The organism is Halobacillus sp. 12SKB (assembly GCF_052941655.1).
This window is the reverse complement of record NZ_JBRFWR010000001.1, coordinates 3,277,482-3,300,507: the sequence shown is the minus strand read 5'-3', so window position 1 is coordinate 3,300,507 and position 23,026 is coordinate 3,277,482. Positions and strand designations below refer to the sequence as shown.

20 protein-coding genes are annotated in these 23,026 nt (G+C 44.9%); 18 read left to right on the top strand and 2 right to left on the bottom strand.

Going from position 1 to position 23,026, the window contains the following annotated elements; translation table 11 throughout:
* Window positions 1-7: 7 nt before the first annotated feature.
* The 8 genes from cobA (at window position 8) to ACQ4XT_RS16420 (ending at window position 8,145) form a co-directional block, all read left to right on the top strand.
* A complete protein-coding gene (cobA, locus tag ACQ4XT_RS16455; protein WP_446854606.1) occupies window positions 8-784 on the top strand; it encodes a uroporphyrinogen-III C-methyltransferase in 777 nt (258 codons plus the stop codon).
* Between the two features lie 13 nt (window positions 785-797).
* On the top strand, window positions 798-1,556 hold the full coding sequence (locus ACQ4XT_RS16450) for a sirohydrochlorin chelatase (RefSeq protein WP_446854605.1): 759 nt from the start codon (window positions 798-800) through the stop codon (window positions 1,554-1,556).
* Between the two features lie 11 nt (window positions 1,557-1,567).
* Entirely contained in the window at window positions 1,568-2,179 is a 612-nt protein-coding gene (locus ACQ4XT_RS16445; RefSeq protein ID WP_446854604.1) for a siroheme synthase domain-containing protein, read from the top strand.
* Window positions 2,167-2,979 (top strand): uroporphyrinogen-III synthase, encoded by an 813-nt coding sequence (locus ACQ4XT_RS16440; RefSeq protein WP_446854603.1) that lies wholly within the window; start codon window positions 2,167-2,169, stop codon window positions 2,977-2,979. Before ACQ4XT_RS16445 ends, ACQ4XT_RS16440 begins: the two co-directional genes overlap by 13 nt.
* Window positions 2,980-3,002: 23 nt before the next feature.
* Window positions 3,003-4,799 (top strand): assimilatory sulfite reductase (NADPH) flavoprotein subunit, encoded by a 1,797-nt coding sequence (locus ACQ4XT_RS16435; protein ID WP_446854602.1) that lies wholly within the window; start codon window positions 3,003-3,005, stop codon window positions 4,797-4,799.
* 28 nt (window positions 4,800-4,827) lie between these two features.
* Window positions 4,828-6,540, top strand: a complete 1,713-nt coding sequence (gene cysI, locus ACQ4XT_RS16430) for an assimilatory sulfite reductase (NADPH) hemoprotein subunit (protein WP_446854601.1) — start codon at window positions 4,828-4,830, stop codon at window positions 6,538-6,540.
* 73 nt (window positions 6,541-6,613) lie between these two features.
* Window positions 6,614-7,063, top strand: a complete 450-nt coding sequence (locus tag ACQ4XT_RS16425; RefSeq protein WP_446854600.1) for an Hsp20/alpha crystallin family protein — start codon at window positions 6,614-6,616, stop codon at window positions 7,061-7,063.
* Between the two features lie 692 nt (window positions 7,064-7,755).
* On the top strand, window positions 7,756-8,145 hold the full coding sequence (locus tag ACQ4XT_RS16420) for a YuzC family spore coat inner layer protein (protein ID WP_446854599.1): 390 nt from the start codon (window positions 7,756-7,758) through the stop codon (window positions 8,143-8,145).
* Window positions 8,146-8,193: 48 nt separating this feature from the next.
* On the opposite strand, the gene ACQ4XT_RS16415 is transcribed toward ACQ4XT_RS16420, so the two are convergent.
* Complete coding sequence (locus ACQ4XT_RS16415) at window positions 8,194-9,462, bottom strand: NCS2 family permease (RefSeq protein WP_446854598.1); 1,269 nt, start codon at window positions 9,460-9,462, stop codon at window positions 8,194-8,196.
* A 221-nt stretch (window positions 9,463-9,683) separates the two neighbouring features.
* Here ACQ4XT_RS16415 and sdaAB point away from each other — a divergent pair, with 221 nt between their 5' ends.
* The 9 genes from sdaAB to rnc all read left to right on the top strand — a co-directional run bounded on the left by sdaAB (window position 9,684) and on the right by rnc (window position 18,365).
* Window positions 9,684-10,346: an L-serine ammonia-lyase, iron-sulfur-dependent subunit beta gene (gene sdaAB, locus ACQ4XT_RS16410; RefSeq protein WP_446854597.1), complete on the top strand. Its 663-nt coding sequence runs from the start codon at window positions 9,684-9,686 to the stop codon at window positions 10,344-10,346.
* A gap of 18 nt (window positions 10,347-10,364) precedes the next feature.
* Complete coding sequence (gene sdaAA / locus ACQ4XT_RS16405; protein ID WP_089652453.1) at window positions 10,365-11,249, top strand: L-serine ammonia-lyase, iron-sulfur-dependent, subunit alpha; 885 nt, start codon at window positions 10,365-10,367, stop codon at window positions 11,247-11,249.
* A 5-nt stretch (window positions 11,250-11,254) separates the two neighbouring features.
* Window positions 11,255-13,291 carry an ATP-dependent DNA helicase RecG gene (gene recG, locus ACQ4XT_RS16400; protein ID WP_446855714.1) on the top strand — a complete coding sequence of 679 codons (2,037 nt, stop codon included), beginning with the start codon at window positions 11,255-11,257 and terminating at the stop codon, window positions 13,289-13,291.
* 555 nt (window positions 13,292-13,846) lie between these two features.
* On the top strand, window positions 13,847-14,428 hold the full coding sequence (gene fapR / locus ACQ4XT_RS16395; protein WP_446854596.1) for a transcription factor FapR: 582 nt from the start codon (window positions 13,847-13,849) through the stop codon (window positions 14,426-14,428).
* Window positions 14,425-15,429: a phosphate acyltransferase PlsX gene (gene plsX, locus ACQ4XT_RS16390; RefSeq protein ID WP_446854595.1), complete on the top strand. Its 1,005-nt coding sequence runs from the start codon at window positions 14,425-14,427 to the stop codon at window positions 15,427-15,429. The genes fapR and plsX overlap by 4 nt, the downstream gene beginning before the upstream one ends.
* Complete coding sequence (gene fabD, locus ACQ4XT_RS16385; protein ID WP_446854594.1) at window positions 15,426-16,367, top strand: ACP S-malonyltransferase; 942 nt, start codon at window positions 15,426-15,428, stop codon at window positions 16,365-16,367. The genes plsX and fabD overlap by 4 nt, the downstream gene beginning before the upstream one ends.
* Window positions 16,367-17,107 carry a 3-oxoacyl-[acyl-carrier-protein] reductase gene (gene fabG / locus ACQ4XT_RS16380; protein WP_446854593.1) on the top strand — a complete coding sequence of 247 codons (741 nt, stop codon included), beginning with the start codon at window positions 16,367-16,369 and terminating at the stop codon, window positions 17,105-17,107. Before fabD ends, fabG begins: the two co-directional genes overlap by 1 nt.
* A gap of 255 nt (window positions 17,108-17,362) precedes the next feature.
* Window positions 17,363-17,596 carry an acyl carrier protein gene (gene acpP, locus ACQ4XT_RS16375; RefSeq protein ID WP_035505393.1) on the top strand — a complete coding sequence of 78 codons (234 nt, stop codon included), beginning with the start codon at window positions 17,363-17,365 and terminating at the stop codon, window positions 17,594-17,596.
* Window positions 17,597-17,672: 76 nt separating this feature from the next.
* A complete protein-coding gene (gene rnc / locus ACQ4XT_RS16370) occupies window positions 17,673-18,365 on the top strand; it encodes a ribonuclease III (protein ID WP_226589315.1) in 693 nt (230 codons plus the stop codon).
* Between the two features lie 79 nt (window positions 18,366-18,444).
* Here the strand turns inward: rnc and ACQ4XT_RS16365 are convergent, their stop codons facing one another.
* Window positions 18,445-18,666, bottom strand: coding sequence for a DUF1128 domain-containing protein (locus ACQ4XT_RS16365; RefSeq protein ID WP_146816528.1), 222 nt, complete (start codon window positions 18,664-18,666; stop codon window positions 18,445-18,447).
* A gap of 786 nt (window positions 18,667-19,452) precedes the next feature.
* On the opposite strand from ACQ4XT_RS16365, the gene smc reads away from it, so the two are divergent.
* The gene (gene smc, locus ACQ4XT_RS16360; RefSeq protein ID WP_446854592.1) at window positions 19,453-23,013 is read left to right on the top strand and encodes a chromosome segregation protein SMC; all 3,561 of its coding nucleotides are present in this window, start codon (window positions 19,453-19,455) and stop codon (window positions 23,011-23,013) included.
* The last annotated feature ends 13 nt before the right edge of the window (window positions 23,014-23,026 follow it).

The window sequence follows — 23,026 nt, the reverse complement described above, 5'->3', positions numbered from 1 at the left end:
CCGGAAGATGACAAACGTGTATATTGTGGGAGCGGGACCGGGAGATTACGACCTTATTACAGTGAAAGGGTTGAAAGCCATACAAAAAGCAGACGTCATTCTATATGATCGATTGATCAATCAAGAGCTTCTGGATGAAGCGAAGGAAGGCGCAGAACTTATTTTTTGTGGCAAACGTCCGGACCATCATGCCCTTAGTCAAACGACAATCAATCATCTCTTGTGTAAACATGCACTAAAAGGAAAAGTGGTTACCCGCTTGAAAGGGGGAGACCCATTCGTATTCGGGCGTGGAGGAGAAGAAGCAGAAGCACTCGCTAAAAGAAGCATTTCCTATGAAATCGTGCCCGGAATCACTTCAGGCATTGCAGCACCTGCTTATGCAGGGATTCCTGTGACCCACAGGGAATACAGTTCATCGGTTGCTTTCATTTCAGGTGTCCATAAAAAAGACAGTGATGAAGAAGCGTATTGGGAGCGAGTCGTAAAAAGTATGGATACCTTGTGCATTTATATGGGAGTAAAGAAGCTGCCTCACATATGTGAACGACTCTTGAAATATGGAAGACCTCTTCATACACCTGTAGCTTTGGTTCAATGGGGCACAACAGAAGGGCAAAAAACAGTGACTGGGACAATCGAAGACATCGTAGAAAAATCAAACACTATTGAGAATCCCGCGATGATCATCGTAGGTGATGTAGTTCGGTTACGAGAACGTTTGAAATGGTTTGAGTCTTCCCTGGAAGAAAACCTTAAAGAAATGGCCACAGGCATTGTGTGAAAGTGGGGGTACTATGAAAGCCGTTTTATATGTCAGTCATGGCAGTAGAAAAACGCAAGCGAAAGAGGAAGCCATTCGCCTATTGACCCAAGTTCAGCGAAGGATTGACTGCGAACTTTTTCATATTTGTTTTCTTGAATTGGCCGATCCGGATGTGTTGGAAGGCATCCGCCGACTTGTGGAAAAAGGGGCTGATAAGGTCGTCGTCATCCCTGTACTGCTCTTGAGTGCCGGACATTATTTCAAGGATATTCCCAGTGAAATTGTGAAGGCGAAAGTGATTTATCCAGACATATCGATCACGTATGGTCAAACGCTTGGGGTGCAGGAACGAATCACGGATGTTCTGGTGGATCGTCTGAAAGAACTCCCTGCTGAACCTGATGAAACAACCAATGTATTACTTGTAGGAAGAGGGAGCAGGCATCCCGCTACAAAAACATCCATTGAATACATTGCCGGGGCGTTGAAAGAAAAGGGTTCGATCCCACATATCCAGACATGCTACCTGGCTGCTCTTTCCCCGCAATTTAAAGATGCGTTTGAAGAATCACTAAGGAATTATTCTAAAACGATTGTCGTCCCTTATTTGTGGTTCACCGGCCTCCTCTTTGACTCTTTGGAAAAAAGTGTACGGGATGCTAGAGACAACGGAGACTCTGTTTATCTCGCTTCCTATTTAAATGACCATCCCAATATGATCCACTCCCTGGTTGATCGAGTCAACCAGGCATTAAGAAAAGGGATGGAAGAGGAGGAGGGGGTGAGGTGATTTCACTTTCCGTGGACTTGAAACAAAGGGATGTCATCATCATTGGAGGAGGAAAAACAGCTGAGAAAAGGGCGGAGGTTTTACAGCGGGAAGAGGCAAGGATCACAGTTGTCAGTCCTGCAGTCACAACCAGACTGAAAGGGATGATCAAGAAGAACGAAATACAGTGGGTGAATCGCCATTTTGAAAGTGGTGATGTGATCGGCGCATTCCTTGTAGTCATTGCGACAAATGACTATGTGACGAATGACACGATTGCAAAGCTTGCGGATGACGTGCCTCTTGTGAACAGGGCGGATGGTGGAAAGGGTGGAAACCTTCATATTCCAGCGCAATTTTCCAGAGGAAAACTAAACATCTCTGTTACCACTCAAGGGGCAAGCCCTAAGTTCGCCCGCAGGCTGCGTGAAGAATGGGAAGGACAGTTCCCGCCTGCCTATAAGGATTATATGAATTTCTTATATGAGTGCAGGCAAATAGTAAAGGCCTCTCCTATATCAAGAGCGGAAAAAGACATGTATCTGGAAAAAATGCTGGATCCTTCTTATTTAGAACGGGAACAACAGTTGATCCTCAAGGAAGAAATACATAAAAAAGGAGGAGGAAGCATTTGTCGGGATTAAAAGGAAAAAAGGTTGGTATAGCGGCTGACCGCCGTTCGGATGCGATTGAACGCTTAATTACAAACATGGGTGGGATACCATATGTTTTTCCACTGCAAGGGAAGCAGCTGCTGGATGAAAAAGCATCCCGCCGTCATGTGGGAGACTACATTCGCCAATCGTTCAGCCAGGTTATTTTAACGACAGGAATTGGGGCTCGGACACTGGGGGACGCCGCGATAAAAGCAGGTGAGGGCGACCGGTTTATTCAGAAGTTGGAAAAAGACTTTCTTGCTATTCGTGGCTCCAAAACGAAAGACTGGTTAAAAGCCCATCATTTATTCCCTGATGTCCTATCTGCAGACGGAACGATGGAAAATCTATTCAGTCAGATCCCGGACGTAGATCAAACACAGAAAAAATCAATCTTTCTCCAGACCTACAATGAAGATGAAGAGTTATTGGTAAGTAAATTAGAGAAGAAAGGTTACAGTGTTTACAAAGCTAACCCTTACAAATTTCTACCGCCTGATCCTGAGATCGTGGAAGACTTAACACAACGTATAACAAACGATCAACTGGATGCGGTGGTTTTCACAAGCAAAACGCAGGTTAAAAATTTATTTTATCAAACAAACAGGTTTCCATATGTCTTGGAAGCTTTTAATCATCACGTCCAGACTGTAGCTGTCGGGAAAGTAACCGCCAGAGCCCTCTATGATCATGGGGTTACTTCGGTCGTTCAACCTGACCGCCCAAAAATGGGTGCGATGATTGTCGAACTTGATAAGTATTTTCAATCGCTAGTGTTGAACCAATAGCGATCATGGTGGAGGTGTCAATGTTGAATCTTGAAGTCAGAAACAGTCCTTTTGATCAAGAACAAACGGAACAATTAAACCGTTTGCTTTTGACAATGGATGATCGACAGAAAATATGGTTAAGCGGGTATTTAGCTGCCGATCTGCACTCTGCTTCCTTTGCTGTAAAGGATCATCAAGCAGAAGAACAAGGATCGGCTTCCCGGCAGGTAACTTTGTTGTATGGGTCTCACACCGGCAACTGTCAGGCCCTTGCTGAAGAATATGGAGCCCGGTTAAAAGCAAAAGGCTTTGAAGCCAAAGTTTTGGATATGGATGAATACAAACCGAAAAACTTAAAAAATGAACAGGATTTATTGATTTTAACAAGTACCCATGGAGACGGAGACCCACCGGATAATGCGCTGTCCTTTTATGATTTCCTATTCAGTAAACGAGCCCAGAAGTTAGACGGAGTGAGGTATGCCGTCCTTGCTCTTGGTGACAGTTCTTATGAGTTCTTTTGTCAGACAGGGAAAGAAATCGATGAACGGCTGAACGAACTTGGCGCTGAGCGTATTCACACACTTGTCGATTGTGACCTGGATTATGAAGAAAATGCTGAAGCATGGTGGAATGTGGTGCTGGATGCATTAGGCGATACTCAGGAACATGTCTCTCCACCGGTCGAGCCAACCCCTTCTGTTACAGATCGACCGTTGTACTCTAAAAAGAATCCATTTCAAGCCGAAGTGCTGGAGAACATCAATCTCAGCGGGCGAGGATCCAATAAAGAGACGCGCCATTTGGAGATCGATCTAGAGGGATCGAACCTTACTTATGAGCCGGGGGATAGCCTGGGAATTTTTCCGAACAATGAAGAAGCGCTAGTAGATGAGCTGATAGAGGAAATGGAATGGGATCCTGATTTATCGGTCATTGTAAACAAAGATGGAGAAGTTCGTGCTTTACGGGAAGCTCTGTCCTCTCATTACGAGATTACGGCCTTGACCATACCCTTACTGCAAAAAATAGCAGGATTCACAGATCGTGAAGAATTCAAACAACTGGTGGCTTCCAGGGAAGAAATGAATGCTTATATCTATGGAAGAGACCTGTTGGATGTTGTTAGGGATTATGGACCATGGAATGCGGGTGCTGAGGAGTTTGTCAGCATATTAAGAAAAATTCCGGCAAGGCTTTATTCCATTGCGAGCAGCTTCAAAGCAAACCCTGATGAAGTTCATCTGACAATAGGAACAGTGAGGTACGATTCCAATGGACGGAAACGCACGGGAGTCTGTTCCGGCCAATGTGCAGAAAGGACAGAAGCGGGAGATCACCTGTCTGTATTTGTTCAGAAAAACAACAATTTCAAGCTGCCGGACGATCCATCTCTCCCTATCATCATGATAGGAGCAGGAACCGGCGTGGCGCCATATCGAGCCTTCCTTGAAGAGCGAGAAGAGAGTGAGGCGCAGGGAAGGTCCTGGCTTTTCTTCGGCGAGCAGCACTTTGTCACGGATTTTCTTTACCAAGTGGAATGGCAGCAGTGGTTAAAAAATGGGGTCTTAACAAAAATGGATGTCGCTTTCTCCAGAGATTCGAAAGAAAAAGTGTACGTCCAGCACCGCTTGCTTGAGAATAGGGAAGAATTTTATCAATGGTTAGCAGCCGGGGCTTATGTCTATGTATGTGGGGATGAAAAACATATGGCCAAAGATGTCCACAACACCATTCTGCAAATTGTCAAAGAAGAAGGGAAATACAACGACGAAGAAGCAGAGGAGTATCTGAAAGAATTGAGAAAGGCGAAGCGTTACCAAAGAGACGTTTATTAAGAAGAAAAACGAAAGGAGAGGAAGTCTAGTGGCTGAAAACAAAATCTTAAGGCCGGAAGGTCCACCGGATGACATGGAGAGGATTAAAGAAGAAAGTCGTCTTCTAAGAGGTACGCTCGTGGATAGTTTTCAAGACCAGATCAGTGCGAGTATTCCCGAAGATGATACGAAACTACTGAAATTCCACGGAAGTTACATGCAGGATGATCGTGATTTGAGGAATGAGCGGAGAAAGCAGAAGTTAGAGCCCGCTTATCAATTCATGGTCCGGGTACGTCTTCCCGGGGGTGTAGCGACACCGGATCAATGGTTAACGATGGATTCGTTAGCGGATGAATATGGAAATGGAACTATGAAACTGACCACAAGGCAGACCTTTCAGCTCCACGGGATATTGAAGTGGAACATGAAAAACAGCATACAGGCAATGAATGAAGCGTTATTAGATTCCATTGCTGCGTGTGGGGATGTCAACCGTAATGTCATGGCTAATGTGAACCCAGATCAATCCTCTTTTCACGCGGAAGTCTATCAGTTTGCTAAACAAATAAGTGAACATTTACTCCCTAAGACCAGAGCTTATCATGAGATCTGGCTTGATGAAGAAAAAGTGATTGATGGCCAGAAGGAAGAAGAGACCATTTACGGGTCCCACTACCTGCCTCGGAAATTCAAAATCGGTGTCGCTGTCCCCCCTTCCAATGATGTGGACGTTTTCTCACAGGATCTCGGTTTCATAGCCGTTGAAAAAGAGGGGAGGCTGATCGGTTTCAATGTCGTTGTCGGCGGAGGGATGGGCATGACCCATGGGGATGAGACGACATACCCTCAATTAGGGCGCGTCCTCGGTTTTTGTCCGAAAGAAAAAGGAAAAGATGTCGCTGAAAAAATCCTGACGATACAACGTGATTACGGAAACCGTTCGAATCGGAAAAACGCTCGTTTCAAATACACCGTAGATCGTCTTGGAGAGGATTGGATCCGCGGGGAATTGAACCGGAGAACAGGTTGGGAGCTGGAAGAGGCAAAGCCTTATCATTTTACTGACAATAGCGATCGGTATGGATGGATGAAAGGAGAAGATGGGGATTGGCATCATACGTTTTTCATCCAGAATGGACGCATTAAAGATGAAGATTCCTATTTATTAAAGGAAGGAATGCGGAAAATTGCGGAACTGGGACTTGGAGAGTTCAGGCTGACCGCTAATCAGAATGTAACGCTTTCTAAGATAAAGGAAGAAAGTAAACCAGAAATAGAAGCTGTGATTGAAGAATATGGGTTATCGGAAGGAAAGCAAAATTCTGCATTAAGAAGGAATTCCATGGCCTGTGTAGCAATGCCTACCTGTGGGCTGGCCATGGCAGAATCGGAAAGGTATCTCCCTTCACTGATTGATCAAATAGAAGAAGTCTTGGATGAAGTGGGCTTGAGAAATGAAGAAATTACTATAAGAATGTCAGGTTGTCCAAATGGATGTTCACGCCCAGCCCTTGCGGAAATTGGTTTTATCGGTAAAGCTCCTGGTAAATACAACCTTTATTTAGGAGCCGGGTTTGCAGGGGATCGACTGAATAAACTGTACCGTGAAAATATTGGCGAAAGAGAAATCTTAGAAGAGTTAAAACCATTACTTGTTCATTATGCGAAGCAGCGGGAAGATGGTGAAAGGTTTGGAGATTTTGTCATACGCAAAGGATACATCCAGCCTGTGACTTCAGGTCAGGATTTTCATTCATAAATGAAATGTTCACCAAACCGAGCGCCGTGCATAAAGTGTAGGGCAGACTTTATGCAAAAAGAGGTGCAAAGGTATGGATGATAAACATAAACAACTGCCGGATTTGTTTGACAAGAGTTTTCGTGATATCGTCAAGGCGTTCGATTCGTTCTTTGACGAATCGATTAAGCACGTCCATGACTTTTTTCAACAGACCACAATTCCTGTGGAAGTGTTCGAAACAGATCGAGACGTCACTGTCGAAGCTTACCTTCCTAATGTGTCACGGGAGCAAATACGCATAGATCGATCTGGGAATCAGCTTCGAATCCGCGTAGATGAACGGCAACTACGAGAAGTAAAGAATGAAGAGGCACATTATTACCACCGTACTCATTCATTAAGTCAAAGAGAACGCGTAGTGACCCTTCCCTTTGCTGTTGCGGAGACAGCAAGCAGTGCATCCTTTAAAGGTGGCGTTCTTACAATTGTATTTCCCAAGCATAACTCTACCATCAAGGCCATCGATGTGGATGGTCAATAACCTAACTAAAAAAACGTCCAGAATCTCCTGGACGTTTTTTCGTTATTAAGCTAAATGGCAGGATTGTGGAAGACTCGATTTCGAGATGTCCCGGGGTTCGTTGCCATTTTGAGCGTCAGGGGTGGCTGGGAAGCAACTCGCTTTCCTGTGGGGGAGCGCCGAGCTTCCTCGGACTACGTCCTGCGGGATCTCACCTAACTCCTTCTCCCACGGGAGTCTCGCAGCTTCCCAACCACCCCATTCGAGGTATGTGAAAAACGAACCTCTGTACCAAGTTGGAAGGTCTTCCACTACCACACATTTGAGGTGTAATGAGCTCTGGATCAAGCTTTTACGTACTTTGGAGGTGTTCTAATCATCCACTTCCCTCAACCATACATGCTCCCCTTTTAGAAGTGGTTTCGAGACACTTGTAAGGTAAAGGGGCGGAGGGAAACGGTGAGACTCCCATGGGACGTGTGGGACAGGTGAGACCCCGGAAGGCGTAGCCTGAGGAGGCTCGCCGCCCGCCCCATGGAAAGCGAATCTTTTCCCGGAGCCCCTAGAACCACATAATCGTTTCGAAACTGAGTCTTCCAGAATAGGGAGCACTACAGGAAGAAGGGGGGCTTCTGATTTTTGGTGGGGTACATATATTTAATAATGGTTTATTAGAGGAGGAAATGTTTTAAAGGACCCGGGGGGGTTTTTGTATGTATGTCGTGTGGGTTCCGTGCTATGTCCCTATCGTATATCGGAATGTTTACCCTCATTACCCTCATTATCCTCAACGTTGCCGCTTGTATCCAGAAGTTAATGAGGACATGTTTGTCCAGTCTGCCTCCGAGATGGAAAAGTTGATGGAAGATGCCAGCAAAGTAGTAGAAAAAATCAGTAATTCTCATGATTTTGCTAATGACATGATGGGGGCTGCTCAGGAGTCAGATCAATCGAAAGTAAACACTTTGATTCGAAGTTCTGGTGTAGAATCGCCTTTTCAAGCGGAATATAATCCAGACCGGATGAAAATCCATTTGTCTGCAAGTAATCAACAGGTGGAGTGCTGTCAGTTAACTATTGTTCTAAGGTGGAGAGTACAATAAACCCCGTACATCCTGGATGTACGGGGTTTATTGTATTGCTACTAATTATTAATGACCAAGCGAGCGCATGATAAATTCAATGAGAAAGATCATGGCGATGAGTACGACTGGCGTAGTTAGTTCTCTTTGCTTTCCGATGGCGAACTTTACGATCGGGTAAGCGATAAATCCAAAAGCCATTCCATCAGCGATGGAGTAGGTGAATGGAATCATCACGATAATCAGGAAGGCTGGCATCGCTTCAGACAATTGATCCAGTGGGATTTCCTTAATATTCTGTACCATCAGTGCTCCGACGATGATGAGGATCGGTGCGATAGCGGTAGATGGAACCATGGAAATCCAAGGAATCAAAAAGATGGTGCCACTGAATAAGACAGCCATCGTTAGTGCTGCTCGTCCTGACTTTCCTCCGGATGCAATGACAGCTGCACTCTCAGCTGAAGAAACCGTCGGTGATGTACCGAGGAATCCCGTACTTAATGCTGAAAAGGCAGAGGCCTGATAGGACTTTTTGAATTTGCTTTGTTGATCCAGCATATCCAATTGTCCGTGGATGAGACCCATGTTCTCGAAAATGAGAACGATCGCAAGTGGGAAAACAGCCATCCAGAACCCGAAACCGGTCACACTTGTGAAGTCCGGCATGAAAACCCAGGATTGTTCGCTGAGTGCGAGAGAATCTCCTCGTTCACCCAATACTCCTGTGAAATGAGCGATAATGGTCCCTGCAATCATCGTCACCAAGAAGTTACCGGGAACATTTCTTGTGAAAAGGAAAATCCCAATAAACAAGGTGAGGATACTTGTGATGACAATCGCAGAAGAAGGATTGCCGAGAGTAATCAAAGAATGTTCTCCTCTTACAACAAGGCCGCCTTTTTCTAATCCGATCAACGTCAAAAACAATCCGAGACCAACCGTAATCGCATGTTTCAGGGAAGCGGGTATGGCATGTTTCAACCAGTCACCAAGTTTGGTGAAAGCTGTGACTAGAAAGATGAGGGAGGCTACGAATACAACTGCCAGCCCTTCTTGAAAAGTCATCCCCGATCCTTCAACGATGGAGTAAGCGAATAGAGCGTTGACACCCATTCCTGGAATGAGAACCATAGGCGCATTGGCGTATATGGCCATGATCAAACAGCCGAGTGCGCTGGCAAGAATCGTTGCAATCATACCGCTCTCAAGCGGCAGACCTGCACTATGAAGGATCTGACTGTTTACGGCCACGATGTAGACGGTCGTGAAATAACCGATTAACCCAGCCAATCCTTCTTTCTTCCAGCTCACTTTTTGATGATGCTGATTGAGCATTTGAATCTCCTCTATGAAATTTATCCCTCTCCCGCCCGGTTACCGAGTAACCCACAAACGTTTATTTTACTCGTAAATCGTCAATCTATCAACCTGATTTGTTTGCTTTTTGTAAAAAATGAGGTGTAGAACAACAGTTTGTGTTAAGATATAAAAGGATTATAATATAGTAGAAAGCGTTTTCTTTCTTTATATATAGATGAAAAGGGAAGGTGATTCTCATGAAATATCGTTCAGTATTCGATATTATTGGTCCTGTCATGATTGGACCATCCAGTTCCCACACCGCTGGGGCGGCCAGAATCGGGCGTGCCGCACGCCATTTATTTGGAAGGGAACCAAAATATGCCCATATCCATTTGTATGGATCCTTTGCGAAAACCTATAAAGGTCACGGAACAGATGTAGCTATAATTGGTGGACTGCTCGACTATGATACGTATGATGAACGCATCAGTCAATCACTTGTTACGGCTAGGAAAAATGGAATGAAGATAAGGTTTCATGAAGAGGATGCTCATACGGATCATCCCAATACAGCAAGAGTTAAAATCGGTGATGATCATGGTGAGCTCGAGTTAGTCGGAATCTCCATCGGGGGAGGAAAAGCAGAAATAACAGAGTTGAACGGTTTTGAACTTCGTTTATCTGGAAGTCACCCGGCAATCCTGCTTATTCACAATGACCGCTATGGGGCGATTGCCTCGGCAACGGCCATTTTAGCAAAAAACGAAATTAATATCGGACGCATGGAAGTATCGCGTAAAGCGCAGGGCGAACAGGCCTTGATGGTCATTGAAGTGGACCAGAATATTGATGATTCCATTCTCGATGAACTAGAGCGAGCGGATCACATTACACAAGTAGCTAAAATATCGGACTAAAAAGAAAGGAGAGGTCACATGTTTCGAAATGTCGCTGAACTCGTAGAATTAGCAGAAAGTGAAAATATCCAAATCTCTGAAGTTATGATTCGTCAGGAGATGGAAGTGAAACAACTAACGAGGGAGCAAGTGTTCTCTCAAATGGAAAGAAACCTCGATGTTATGGAAAAAGCGATTGAGGATGGCTTGAAAGGTGTTAAATCTCACAGTGGATTGACAGGGGGAGATGCGGTACTTATCCAAAACTACATGAAAAACCATACCCCATTATCCGGAAACCTTCTTATGGATGCTGTCAGTAAAGCTGTTGCAACTAATGAAGTGAACGCAGCAATGGGAACCATCTGTGCTACTCCTACTGCAGGGAGCGCAGGGTGTGTGCCGGGGACCCTTTTTGCTGTGAAAAATCAGCTGAACCCTACACGTGAGCAAATGGTTCGTTACCTGTTTACTTCAGGTGCCTTTGGATTTGTGGTTGCCAATAATGCTTCTATTTCTGGGGCAGCAGGAGGCTGTCAGGCAGAAGTCGGTTCAGCTGCTGGAATGGCTGCTGCTGCAATCGTTGAAATGGCTGGGGGAACTCCTTCACAATCTGCTGAAGCGATGGCTATTACTTTGAAGAACATGCTCGGACTTATTTGTGATCCGGTTGCAGGCCTGGTAGAAGTGCCGTGTGTGAAGAGGAATGCTATGGGCTCCTCCAACGCAGTTGTAGCTGCGGATATGGCTCTTGCGGGTGTGACGAGTCGAATTCCTTGTGATGAGGTTATAGATGCGATGTACAAAGTCGGACAACGCATGCCTTCAGCGTTCAGGGAAACCGCACAAGGAGGACTTGCAGCTACTCCAACGGGACGTGAATTAGAAGCCAAAGTGTACGGAATATCGTTGAAGAAAGAGTGAATGACGTGTTGCAGCAATCGATCAGTGAAGTCAAAGGAGTAGGGGACAAACTACAATCACAATTAAATGAGCTTGGACTCTTCACCGTAGAGGATCTATTATTCTACTTTCCGCACCGTTATGATTCTTATGAAGTGAAGCCTCTTACTGAACTCACGCACAATGAGAAGGCGACCATTGAAGGGGAAATCGTCTCTGAACCTGCTTTAAGTTTTTATGGCAGGAAGAAATCAAGGCTGACTTTTACCCTTCAAGTCGATCAGTTTGCAGTAAAAGCTGTCATGTTCAATCGTGCTTTTGCGAAGAAGCAATTGACTCAGGGGGACACGGTTACGGTGACAGGGAAATGGGATCAGCAAAGACTCCAAATAACGGTCAGCCAATTTAAAAAAGGAGAGTCCAAAAGTCAGGAACCTATTCAGCCTGTGTACACGTTGAAAGAAGGGGTCAACCTCAACACATTGAGGAAAGTGATTAAAAATGCCCTTGAAGACTACAGTGAGGATATTCCTGAGATTCTTCCTGAAGATCTGGCTCTTGCCTATAAGCTTCCAGAGCGTCCTCAAGCTTTGAATCAAATGCACTATCCTGAGACCAGGGTCATGCTGAAGCATGCAAAACGTCGCTTTATTTATGAAGAATTTCTTCTGTTTCAATTGAAAATGCAGTTGTTAAGGAAGCATAACCGTGAATCGACATCCGGAATTGTTCAAACGTATGATAACGAACAGTTGACGGCTTTTGTTCAATCACTGCCATTCGAATTGACTTCTGCGCAGAAACGTTCCCTGGCAGAAATTTTAAACGACATGAAAAGTCCGCACAGAATGAACCGTCTCCTACAAGGGGACGTTGGATCAGGGAAGACAGCTGTTGCCGCAATAGCTCTTTACGCATCCATTACAGCAGGTTATCAAGGTGCACTCATGGTTCCGACAGAAATCCTTGCAGAACAACACTACCATTCCTTGAAAGAAATGTTTGAAGGACGTGCCAAAGTTGCTTTGCTGACAGGATCTATAAAGGGGAAGCGGAGAAAAGAAATTCTTGAAGCCGTCGAGCAGGAAGAAATTGATATCTTGGTCGGCACCCATGCGCTCATTCAGGACGAGGTCGTTTTTAAAAATCTTGGTTTCGTCATCGTTGATGAGCAGCACCGATTTGGGGTTGAACAGCGCAGGTCATTACGGGATAAAGGTCTCTCCCCGGATGTCCTATTTATGACAGCAACACCTATCCCGAGAACACTCGCGATTACGGCATTCGGAGATATGGATGTAAGTGTGATTGATGAAATGCCTGCGGGAAGAAAGCCTGTAGATACGTATTGGGTTAAAGGGGAAATGACCAACCGCGTGTTGAGCTTTATCCAGAAAGAGATTGACCAGGGACACCAGGCTTACGTTATTTGTCCATTGATCGAAGAGTCGGATCAGCTTGATATTCAAAATGCCATCGACCTTTATGATCAGCTTAGCGCGGTTTTTGAGCCTTCCACATCAGTCGGGTTAATGCATGGTCGGCTTCATAACGAAGAAAAAGAGAGCGTTATGCACCAGTTTGCTGCAAACGAGCTGAAAATTCTCGTCTCTACAACGGTTGTCGAGGTAGGGGTGAACGTACCAAATGCAACCGTAATGGTCATTTATGATGCACAGAGGTTCGGCCTTTCTCAACTTCACCAGTTAAGAGGACGAGTAGGGCGTGGGGCAGATCAAAGTTACTGCATACTTCTTGGTGATCCAAAGGGAGACGTTGGGAAAGAACGGATGAGAATTATGACCGAAACAAATGATGGCTTCGAATTATCCGAACAAGACTTGAAGCTTCGTGGTCCGGGTGATTTTTTCGGCAAAAAACAAAGCGGTCTGCCTGAATTTAGGGTCGGTGATATGGTCCACGATTACCGTGCTCTCGAAACTGCAAGAAAAGATGCGGCAGAAATGATTATGGAGAACATGCTGGATAATGACGAACGATACAAAGCGCTAAAAGAACAAGTTTATAGTGACCAGCACATTCTCGGCAATGTGTTGGACTAACCAAACAAACACTCGGCTTCCAAAAGCCGAGTGTTTTCCATTTCCTAAATTCCAAGAATAGCTCCTGATTGTGGAAGACTCAGCTTCGAGACGTTTCAGGGTTGGTTGCCTGGTTGAGCGTCAGGGTTGGCTTGGAAGCAACTCGTCCAGCTCCATCGCCCAGACCCTCGCGTCATAAGCAGAACAGCAAAGGGATAAAAAGCGCATACGGTTGCTGTTTTGCTTATGCCAGTCGTGTCTACCAGGGCGATTTCGCATTTGAACACTTTCCTGTGGGGGAGTGGCGAGCTTCCTCTGACTACGTCCTGCGGGATCTCGCCGATCTCCTTTCTCCCACGGGAGTCTCGCAGCTTCCCAACCACCCCGTCTTCAAGAATCCTGCCATATTGTTTAAGATGGTGCGCGTGTTTCCTTAATTGAGGGTTGAGTTACTATGAAGAAGAAAATAGGGAATCCTAAGCAAATCCTTGCGTAATTGAACTTGGTATTATATATTACTATTAGTACCTAGTCATAAGGGGATGACATTATGACTAAATGAACGGTGGCATATGTATGAAGAAGTCTAAAAAAGTACGTCAGGAAGAATTGAAAACGAAAATAGACCATACCCCCTTCATTACAGACGAAGAACTAGCAAAGACATTCGGGGTCAGCATTCAGACGATAAGGCTCGACCGGATGGAACTCGGAATTCCGGAATTACGGGAACGGATCAAGTCGGTTGCCACACAGGAATGGAATGAAACAGTGAAAGCTTTACCGGTTGAAGAAATCATCGGAGAAGTGGTCGACCTGGAACTGGACGACCGTGCCATTTCGATTTTGGACATCCGCCCGGAACATGTCTTTTCCAGAAACCATATCGCTAGAGGCCACTATTTATTTGCACAGGCAAACTCCCTTGCCGTCGCCTTGATTAATGATGAACTCGCGCTTACTGCGCAGTCGGAGATTACATTCACAAGGCCAGTGAAGCTTGGAGAACGAGTGGTGGCCAAAGCGACTGTTAAAGGGGACGATGAAAAGGGACGAACACTTGTGAATGTGCATAGTTACGTAGGTAACGAAGAAGTGTTTGCAGGTACGTTTGAGATGTATCGTTCGAACCAACAGAAGGAGATGGATCGAGAATGAAGCTAGCCATTGACGCTATGGGCGGTGACAACGCTCCTGAAGCGATCGTAAAAGGAGCCGTACAGGCGGCAGACACAATTGACGGCTTGGAAATCACTCTTGTAGGTGATGAAGCACAAATCAAACCTTTTTTAAAAGGGCAGTCGAATGTGTCCATATTACATACAACAGAAGTCATTACAGCAGATGATGAACCGGTAAGAGCCGTAAGGAGAAAGAAGCAGTCCTCTATGGTTCTCACAGCCACTGAAGTGAAAGAAGGACGGGCGGATGGTTGCATTTCGGCTGGAAATACAGGGGCCTTGATGAGTGCAGGGTTGTTTGTCGTCGGTCGCATGAAAGGTGTGGACAGGCCTGCCCTCAGTCCAACCCTTCCAACGTCAGATGGCAAAGGGTTTCTTATGCTGGATGTCGGGGCGAACGTGGATGCCAAGCCCGATCACTTATTGCAATATGCAGTGATTGGAAGTATCTATGCTGAAAATGTACGCAAAATCAAACAACCGAGGGTCGGTCTTTTGAATGTCGGTACGGAAGATGGCAAAGGAAGTGACCTGACCAAAAAAGCGTTTGATCTAATGAAGGAAGCTCCGATCAATTTCATCGGAAACGTCGAGGCCCGTGATTTGCTTGAAGGTGTAGCCGATGTAGTCGTGACTGACGGGTTCACAGGTAATGTGACCTTGAAGACGATTGAAGGAACGGCAATGACGATGTTTTCGATGATCAAGCAAACCTTTATGAGTAACTTTAAAACTAAAATTGCAGCTGGCTTAGCAAAAAATGATTTGCGGAATTTAAAAGCCCAACTCGATTATAGTGAATATGGCGGAGCAGGGTTATTTGGTTTGGCCGCGCCTGTGATTAAAGCACACGGCTCTTCCAATGATCGAGCTGTTTTGAATGCGATCCGTCAAGCGTGCCACATGATTGAGCTTGGTGTAACGAATACAATATCAGCAACACTTTCTAAAATGAACAAAGAGGAGGATGAATCATGAAGCGAATCGCATGTGTTTTTCCTGGGCAAGGGTCTCAGGAAGTAGGAATGGGGAAGGCGATGTATGAGGCTTATCCTGCTGTGAAACAATTGTTTGATGAAGCGGATGAAGCCCTTGGTTATTCTTTGACTCGTTTAATGTTCGAAGGACCTTCAGAAGAATTAACAAAAACAGAAAATGCTCAACCGGCATTACTTTTGAATAGTATAGCCATTCAACGAGTACTACAGCAAGAAGGGGTGGCTCCTGCTATGACGGCAGGTCACAGTCTTGGAGAGTACAGCGCCTTGGTTGCAGCTGGAGCACTGGATCCAATGGAAGCAGTTCAACTTGTCCATGTCCGTGGAAAGTTGATGGAAGAAGCTTATCCAACAGGGATGGGGACGATGGCGGCTGTTCTTGGCCTCTCTCAGGAGGAAATAGAAGAAGTGTTAAGGGACTTTGACGGGGATTTAGCCGTAGACCTTGCGAATATCAACTGCCCTGGACAAATTGTTATTTCCGGTACGAAGGAAGGCGTGGACAAAGCATCTGAGCAATTGTCAGAGGCAGGGGCGAAGCGTGTACTTCCTCTCAATGTCAGTGGTCCATTCCATTCCCGTCTTATGAAATCAGCCAGTGATGATTTTGCTGACCATTTGTCTGAGACGACCATCCATGACGCTGATGTCCCTGTGTATGCGAACGTAACTGCAGCGCCGGTGACAAATGCTGAAGAAATAGAAAAGCTTCTCGTGGAGCAACTCTACTCACCAGTAAGGTTTCAACAAATCCTTGAGGCATTTGTCGAGGAAGATGTCGAAGCTATTGTAGAAGTAGGGCAAGGGAAAGTGTTGAGCGGCCTTGTTAGAAAAGTGAAACGCCGCATGAAAACGTTCAGCGTCCAGGACCCAGATTCACTGCAAGCGTTCACCGATTGGTATAAGGAGGAATCGTAATGTTACAAGACCAGGTGGCTCTCGTCACAGGAGCATCTCGAGGAATCGGAAAAGCTATAGCTCTTGAACTTGCTGCACAAGGAGCTAAAGTAGCCGTCAACTATGCGGGAAGCGAAGATAAAGCCGAGGCAGTTGTTCAGGAAATTCATGAACAGGGCGGTGTGGCCATCAAAATACAGGCCAATGTCTCTAAAGATGAAGATGTCAAACGTATGGTGAAAACAGTCGTTGATGAATTCGGACGTCTGGACATCCTTGTGAACAATGCAGGAATTACGAAGGATAATCTTTTGATGAGAATGAAAGAAGAAGAATTTGATTCAGTGATTGATACGAACTTGAAAGGCGTCTTCCTCTGTACAAAAGGAGTGACGCGTCAGATGATGAAGCAGAAATATGGACGGATCATCAACGTTGCTTCAATTGTAGGTGTTTCTGGGAATCCAGGGCAGGCGAACTACGTCGCTGCTAAAGCTGGTGTAATCGGGATGACGAAATCGAACGCTAAAGAATTGGCAGCTAGAAACATCCAGGTGAACGCGGTAGCTCCGGGATATATCGCTACAGATATGACAGATTCCCTTACAGACGAGCAGCGCGAGCAGATGCTTGCCTTGATTCCGCTGAAGCGTTTAGGAGAAGGGCAGGATGTGGCACGCGTGGTACGCTTCCTGGCTTCTGAAGATGCGGCATACATGACAGGTCAAACATTACATGTCGATGGTGGTATGGTCATGTAAAACATGGCTCTTACTAGGCAGTGATCTCTATTGAAATAAAGAGATTACGATTTCTGCTGGAAATCGGGTCAAAACAGCCTCTTGCGCTTTTGACTACATCCAGCTCCAGAGGTTAGCCCCTCGAGGTCTTAAGCAAGCCCTATGAAGTGGCAAAATACGCCACTTCATAGGTTTGCTTAATCTGGTCGGGGCTAAACAACCTCTTGCGCTTTTGACTACACATTACTATAATTACTGAAGGGAGGTGAGGTTCCAATGGCAGAAACATTTGATCGTGTAAAACAAATCATCGTCGATCGTCTTGATGTTGATGAGTCTAAAGTGACTATGGAAGCTTCCTTCAAAGAAGATCTAGAAGCAGACTCTCTTGATGTCGTTGAGCTTGTAATGGAGCTTGAAGACGAGTTTGATATGGAAATTTCTGATGAAGAAGCTGAAAAAATCAATACAGTAGGCGACGCTGTGAATTACATAAGCAGCCAGTCGTAATAGGATCGCTGTCCGTTTTCTTCGGGCAGCCTTTCCTATATTTTTAAGAAATTCATTGCAAAGGACAAGGTGATTTATGGATGATTTTTCCAGTTTCCAGAAAAAGATAAACTTACAATTCAATGATATCTCGTTACTGGAACAGGCTTTTACACATTCATCATATGTGAATGAGCATCGGAAAACCGATCGGGAGGATAATGAACGGCTGGAATTCTTGGGAGATGCCGTTCTTGAACTAGGAGTCTCACAGTATTTGTACCGGGAGTTCCCGGACATGGCTGAAGGAGAGCTTACGAAGTTCAGAGCCTCGATTGTGTGTGAAGTCTCATTAGTAGAATTTGCAAATGAGCTGAATTTCCAAGACCTGATTTTACTTGGTAAAGGAGAAGAGCTGACAGGAGGACGCAACCGGCCGGCATTGCTTGCTGATGTTTTTGAAGCGTTCATTGGAGCTCTTTATTTAGACCAGGGTTATGATGCAGTTATACAGTTCTTGAGAACGTATGTGTATCCGAAAGTGAAAAAAGGTGCTTTTTCTCATGCGATGGATTTCAAAAGTCAGCTACAAGAATTTATTCAACGGGATAAGAACAGCAAAATTGAATATGAAATCGTTGAAGAGAGAGGACCTGCACACAGCCGTGAGTTTATCGCGCATGTACTGATCCAGGATGAAATTGGCGGGATTGGTGTAGGCCGTACAAAGAAAGAAGCGGAACAAAAAGCGGCTCAACAAGCATTGGAAAATCAAGGAGCTCATTTATAATCCGCCTTTAAAAAAGGATCAAAAAGAGACCGTTATCCGGAGGGAATCTTCGGATAACGGTCTCTTTTAGTAGCGTTCTTTATTTTCTGTATTGACCAAGTTCCTGAACGAATGCCTGGATTTCAGAAACACTCAATGAACCTTTCATTTCAATAATGTCGTGAAGGGATTTGATTTCTTCGTATTTGTTGAGATCGTAATCCTCTGGGTCCATGAGGGAACGGTTCACGACCTGCAGTTTTTCTGCCATATCATTAATGATGACTTCTAAGTTTTCTTGGTTTGCTTCTTGTAAACTCAAAAATGAATCCTCCTTCAGGGCTCGTTATCTAGGCTATTACATATGATAAAGGACTTTACCGAATTTTGAAACCCTTCATTATAATTATAGTTTGTTAAAGTAAATGGGAGGATTGTGGAAGACCCAGTTTCAAGACTTTACAGGGTTCGTTACCTGGATTGTGCGCCAGGGATGGCTGGGAAGCTACTCGCTTTCCTGTGGGGGAGTGGCAAGCTTCCTCGGGCTACCGCCCTGCGGGATCTCGCCTATCTCCTTTCTCCCACGGGAGTCTCGCAGCTTCCCAACCACCCCTTTTGATGTAAGAGAGAAACGAACCCCTTCACAGTTGGAGAGGATGCCTTTCACTATCCTGGTGTTTGTAAGCATAAAACGCTCTGTCATAAGCTTTCCGCATACATAATAGCTTCATTGAGAGTTAATTCCCTTTTAATTTCCATGTGAATGAAAGCAGCTTATTCCAGAAGGGGTTTCGAGATACTTATAACCAAAGGGGCGGAGGGGAATGGCGAGACTCCTGCGGGAAAAAAGTGCAGGGTGAGACCCCACAGGACGCAGTCCGAGGAGGCTCACCGCGCTCCCGCGGAAAGCGAGCTATTCCCTGCAGCCCCCATCCACTCAACAAAAGTCTCGAAACTGAGTCTTCAAGTAAAGGGAGCTTTTATGGAACAATAAGATTTACCAGGGTGTTATAAAAGTAGCTCTCGGTTCCTACCGTAGGGGCTTTCTTTATGATAAAATATATAAGTTGAGTGAATGAAAGATTTGTGAAAATACAGGAGGATGAATATGTTCCTCAAACAATTAGATACGATAGGTTTTAAATCATTTGCCGAACGTGTGACTGTTGATTTTGTTTCTGGAGTCACATCTGTCGTCGGGCCGAATGGTAGTGGAAAAAGTAATATAACGGATGCGATTCGCTGGGTATTAGGTGAACAATCAGCCCGATCGCTCCGCGGTAGTAAAATGGAAGATATCATTTTTGCAGGTAGTGAGAGCAGGGCACCATTGAATATGGCAGAAGTGACTTTGACTCTTGATAATACGGATCAGGCACTGCCTTTGGATTACCAGGAAGTCAGTGTGACGAGACGCGTTTATCGCTCTGGCGAAAGTGAGTTCTATATAAATAATCAGACTTGCCGTTTGAAAGATATCGTCGATCTATTCATGGACTCCGGGCTCGGTAGAGAAGCATTCTCTATCATCAGCCAAGGAAAAGTGGAAGAGATTCTCAGCTCCAAAGCAGAAGATCGCCGGTCCATTTTTGAAGAAGCCGCAGGAGTACTGAAGTACAAACAGCGGAAGAAAAAAGCGGAATATAAGTTGTCGGAAACACAGGAAAATCTAAACCGTGTGGAAGATATCATATGGGAGATTGATGGCCAGCTTGAACCGTTAAAAGAGCAGGCGGCTGTTGCAAAAGATTACTTAGAGAAAAAAGATGAGCTTAAGAACGTGGAGATCTCTTTATTGATCACTCAAATCCAGCAGGTTCACGGAGAATGGGAAAGAATTCTCAAAGATCTGGAAGAAGTCAAAAGCCAGGAAAACGAGTTGAGTGAGAAAATCGAGTCTGATGAGGTTTCATTGAAAAGTCAAAGGGATCATGTGGAAAGTCTGGATGCTTCAATAGAAAACATGCAGGCGAAGTTGCTTGAACTAACGAGAGACCTTGAAAATCTTGAGGGGAAAAAGCAACTGATGAAAGAGCGCCATAAGCATTTTGAAGAAAACAAATCCAAATTGGAAGAAGCCTATGAGGATCTCTCTGACAAACTGGTGAATTTAAAGACGATTGCCGAAGAAGAAACTCAAAAGTTAAAACAAATCAAAGAAAAAAGAGAACAAACGAAACAAGAGTTAAACCAAACCACACAGGCGTTAAAACAGGACCTTCATTTGATCGAAGATGAGATCGAAGATTTGAAGAGTGAATATATTGAACTGCTGAATAAGCAGGCAGCTAAACGGAATGAGAAACAACTCTTAGAAAAACAGCTGGACCAAATTCACTCCAAAAAAGGTAGTCAAATTGATAAATTCAAAGATCTTAGAATTGAACGTGCTAAGCTTGAAGAGCAGTTGACTTCTATGACAAATGAGTTGGAAAACCTGACCACACAGCGGGAAAACCTGGAGTCTCAAGTCCAAGAGTTAAGCAAAAGATACGAAAAGAATAAACAGACGTATCAAGAGTGGCAGGAGAAGCTTTATAAAGGGTATCAATATTTGGAAAACATGCGGTCTAAGAAGGAAATGCTTGAAGAGATGAAGGAAGACTTCTCCGGTTACTTCCACGGCGTTCGTGAAGTATTAAAAGCATCTCAAAAGGGCCAGTTGCAGGGGATTCATGGAGCTGTCCTCGAATTGATTGATATACCTTCCCACCTTTTAACAGCGATTGAGACAGCACTTGGTGCACAGGCCCAGCATATTGTCGTGGAGGACGAACAAACCGGAAGACAAGCGATACACTGGTTGAAATCCAACAATAAAGGAAGAGCTACTTTTCTTCCTCTTACCTCCATTCAACCTCGTTCTGTCCATGGGAGTGCATCACTCTCACAGCAAGAAGGGTATGTAGGGGTGGCAGCAGATCTTATTCAATACGATGCGGCCCATTCAAAACCGATCCAGCACCTTCTAGGTCATATCGTCATTGCTGAAGGGTTAGAACATGCAAACCAAATTGCCCGTGTATTGAATCGGAAATACAGAGTTGTAACGCTTGATGGAGATGTCGTCAATCCTGGTGGTTCGATGTCAGGAGGAGCGAAAAAGCAATCCAAACAATCTTTGTTTACAAGAGAAAAGGAATTGCAGGAACTTAGTGAGAAAATTGTCAACTACGAAGCGAAGGCTTTGGATGTTGAGAGTAAAGTGAAAAAGCTAAAGACGACTTTAGCTGAGCAAGAAGAGGAAAAAGAACAGTGGAATGTAAACCTCTCTGAATTAAAGAGAGAAGAGTACGAAAGGCAGTCTGATCAAAGGGAAGTACAGTTGAAACTCGACCACTTGAATGATCAGCTTCAATTGTTTGACCAAGATCAGGCCCAGTACGATCAAGATTCTCATCATGCAGATCAGCAGTTGAACGAGCTTGACGATACTTTGCGTACCCTTGAGGGGCAACTCGTCTCGATCAATACAAAGATCGAAGAGTTGACGACAACAAAAGAACGTCAAAAAGAAGACGAGGCTAACTTGCAGGAACGCAGGCAGAAGCTTCAAATTCAGCTAGCCGAGCAAGAGTCTGCGGTAAACAACCAAAAAGAAAAAGCGGACCGTTACCAGCAGGAAAAAGATCTTATCGAGCAGGAATTACGAGGCAACCGTGTTTCTTATCAACAGTTGATGGAAGTCAAGGAGTCGAATCAGACAGAAGATGAAATCCAGGCTCAAATAGAAAGCATGAGGGCGGCAAAGGAAGAGACCACTTCGTCGATCGAAAGGAAGAGAAAAGAGCGTCAAGATCTGGCTTCGGACATTCAGCAAGCCGAACAAAAATTGAAGGAATGGAAGCGAAGGCATCAAAACTTCATCCAGGACCTGCAGCAAAAGGAAGTTAAAGCCAACCGGCTGGATGTCGAGCTTGAGAATATGCTTCAATACTTGCAGGAAGAGTATGTGATGACGTTTGAGAAAGCGAAGAGGGACTACCCGGGTGTAGACGATATTGATAAAGCATCGACAAAGGTCAAACTGATCAAGCGGGCCATTGAAGAGCTTGGAACTGTGAATCTGGGAGCCATCGATGAGTATGATCGGATTAAAGAGCGTTACGAATTTTTGAAAGGGCAGCAGGATGACTTACTTGAAGCGAAACAAACCCTTCATACAGTCATCAATGAAATGGATGGTGAAATGAAGCGGAAATTTGAAGATACCTTTACGAAGATCCGTGCTGAATTCGGTGAAGTTTTCCGTACATTGTTCGGGGGAGGGCGAGCCGATCTGCAACTCACTGATCCGGGTGACATGTTAGAAACAGGGGTTGATATTGTTGCCCAGCCTCCGGGTAAGAAATTGCAAAATATGAGTTTGTTATCCGGCGGAGAACGCGCTCTGACAGCTATCGCTTTGTTATTCTCGATTTTGCGCGTCCGGCCCGTCCCGTTCTGTGTCCTTGATGAGGTGGAAGCGGCATTGGACGAAGCGAACGTGGATCGTTTTGCTAAGTTTTTGAAAGAATTCAGTGAGAAAACACAGTTCATTGTGATCACCCACAGAAAAGGGACGATGGAAGAATCGGATGTTCTTTATGGGGTCACCATGCAAGAGTCAGGCGTATCTAAACTTGTATCCGTCAGATTAGAGGAAACACCGGAATTATTGGAAGCATAGGAAGGATGAGTCG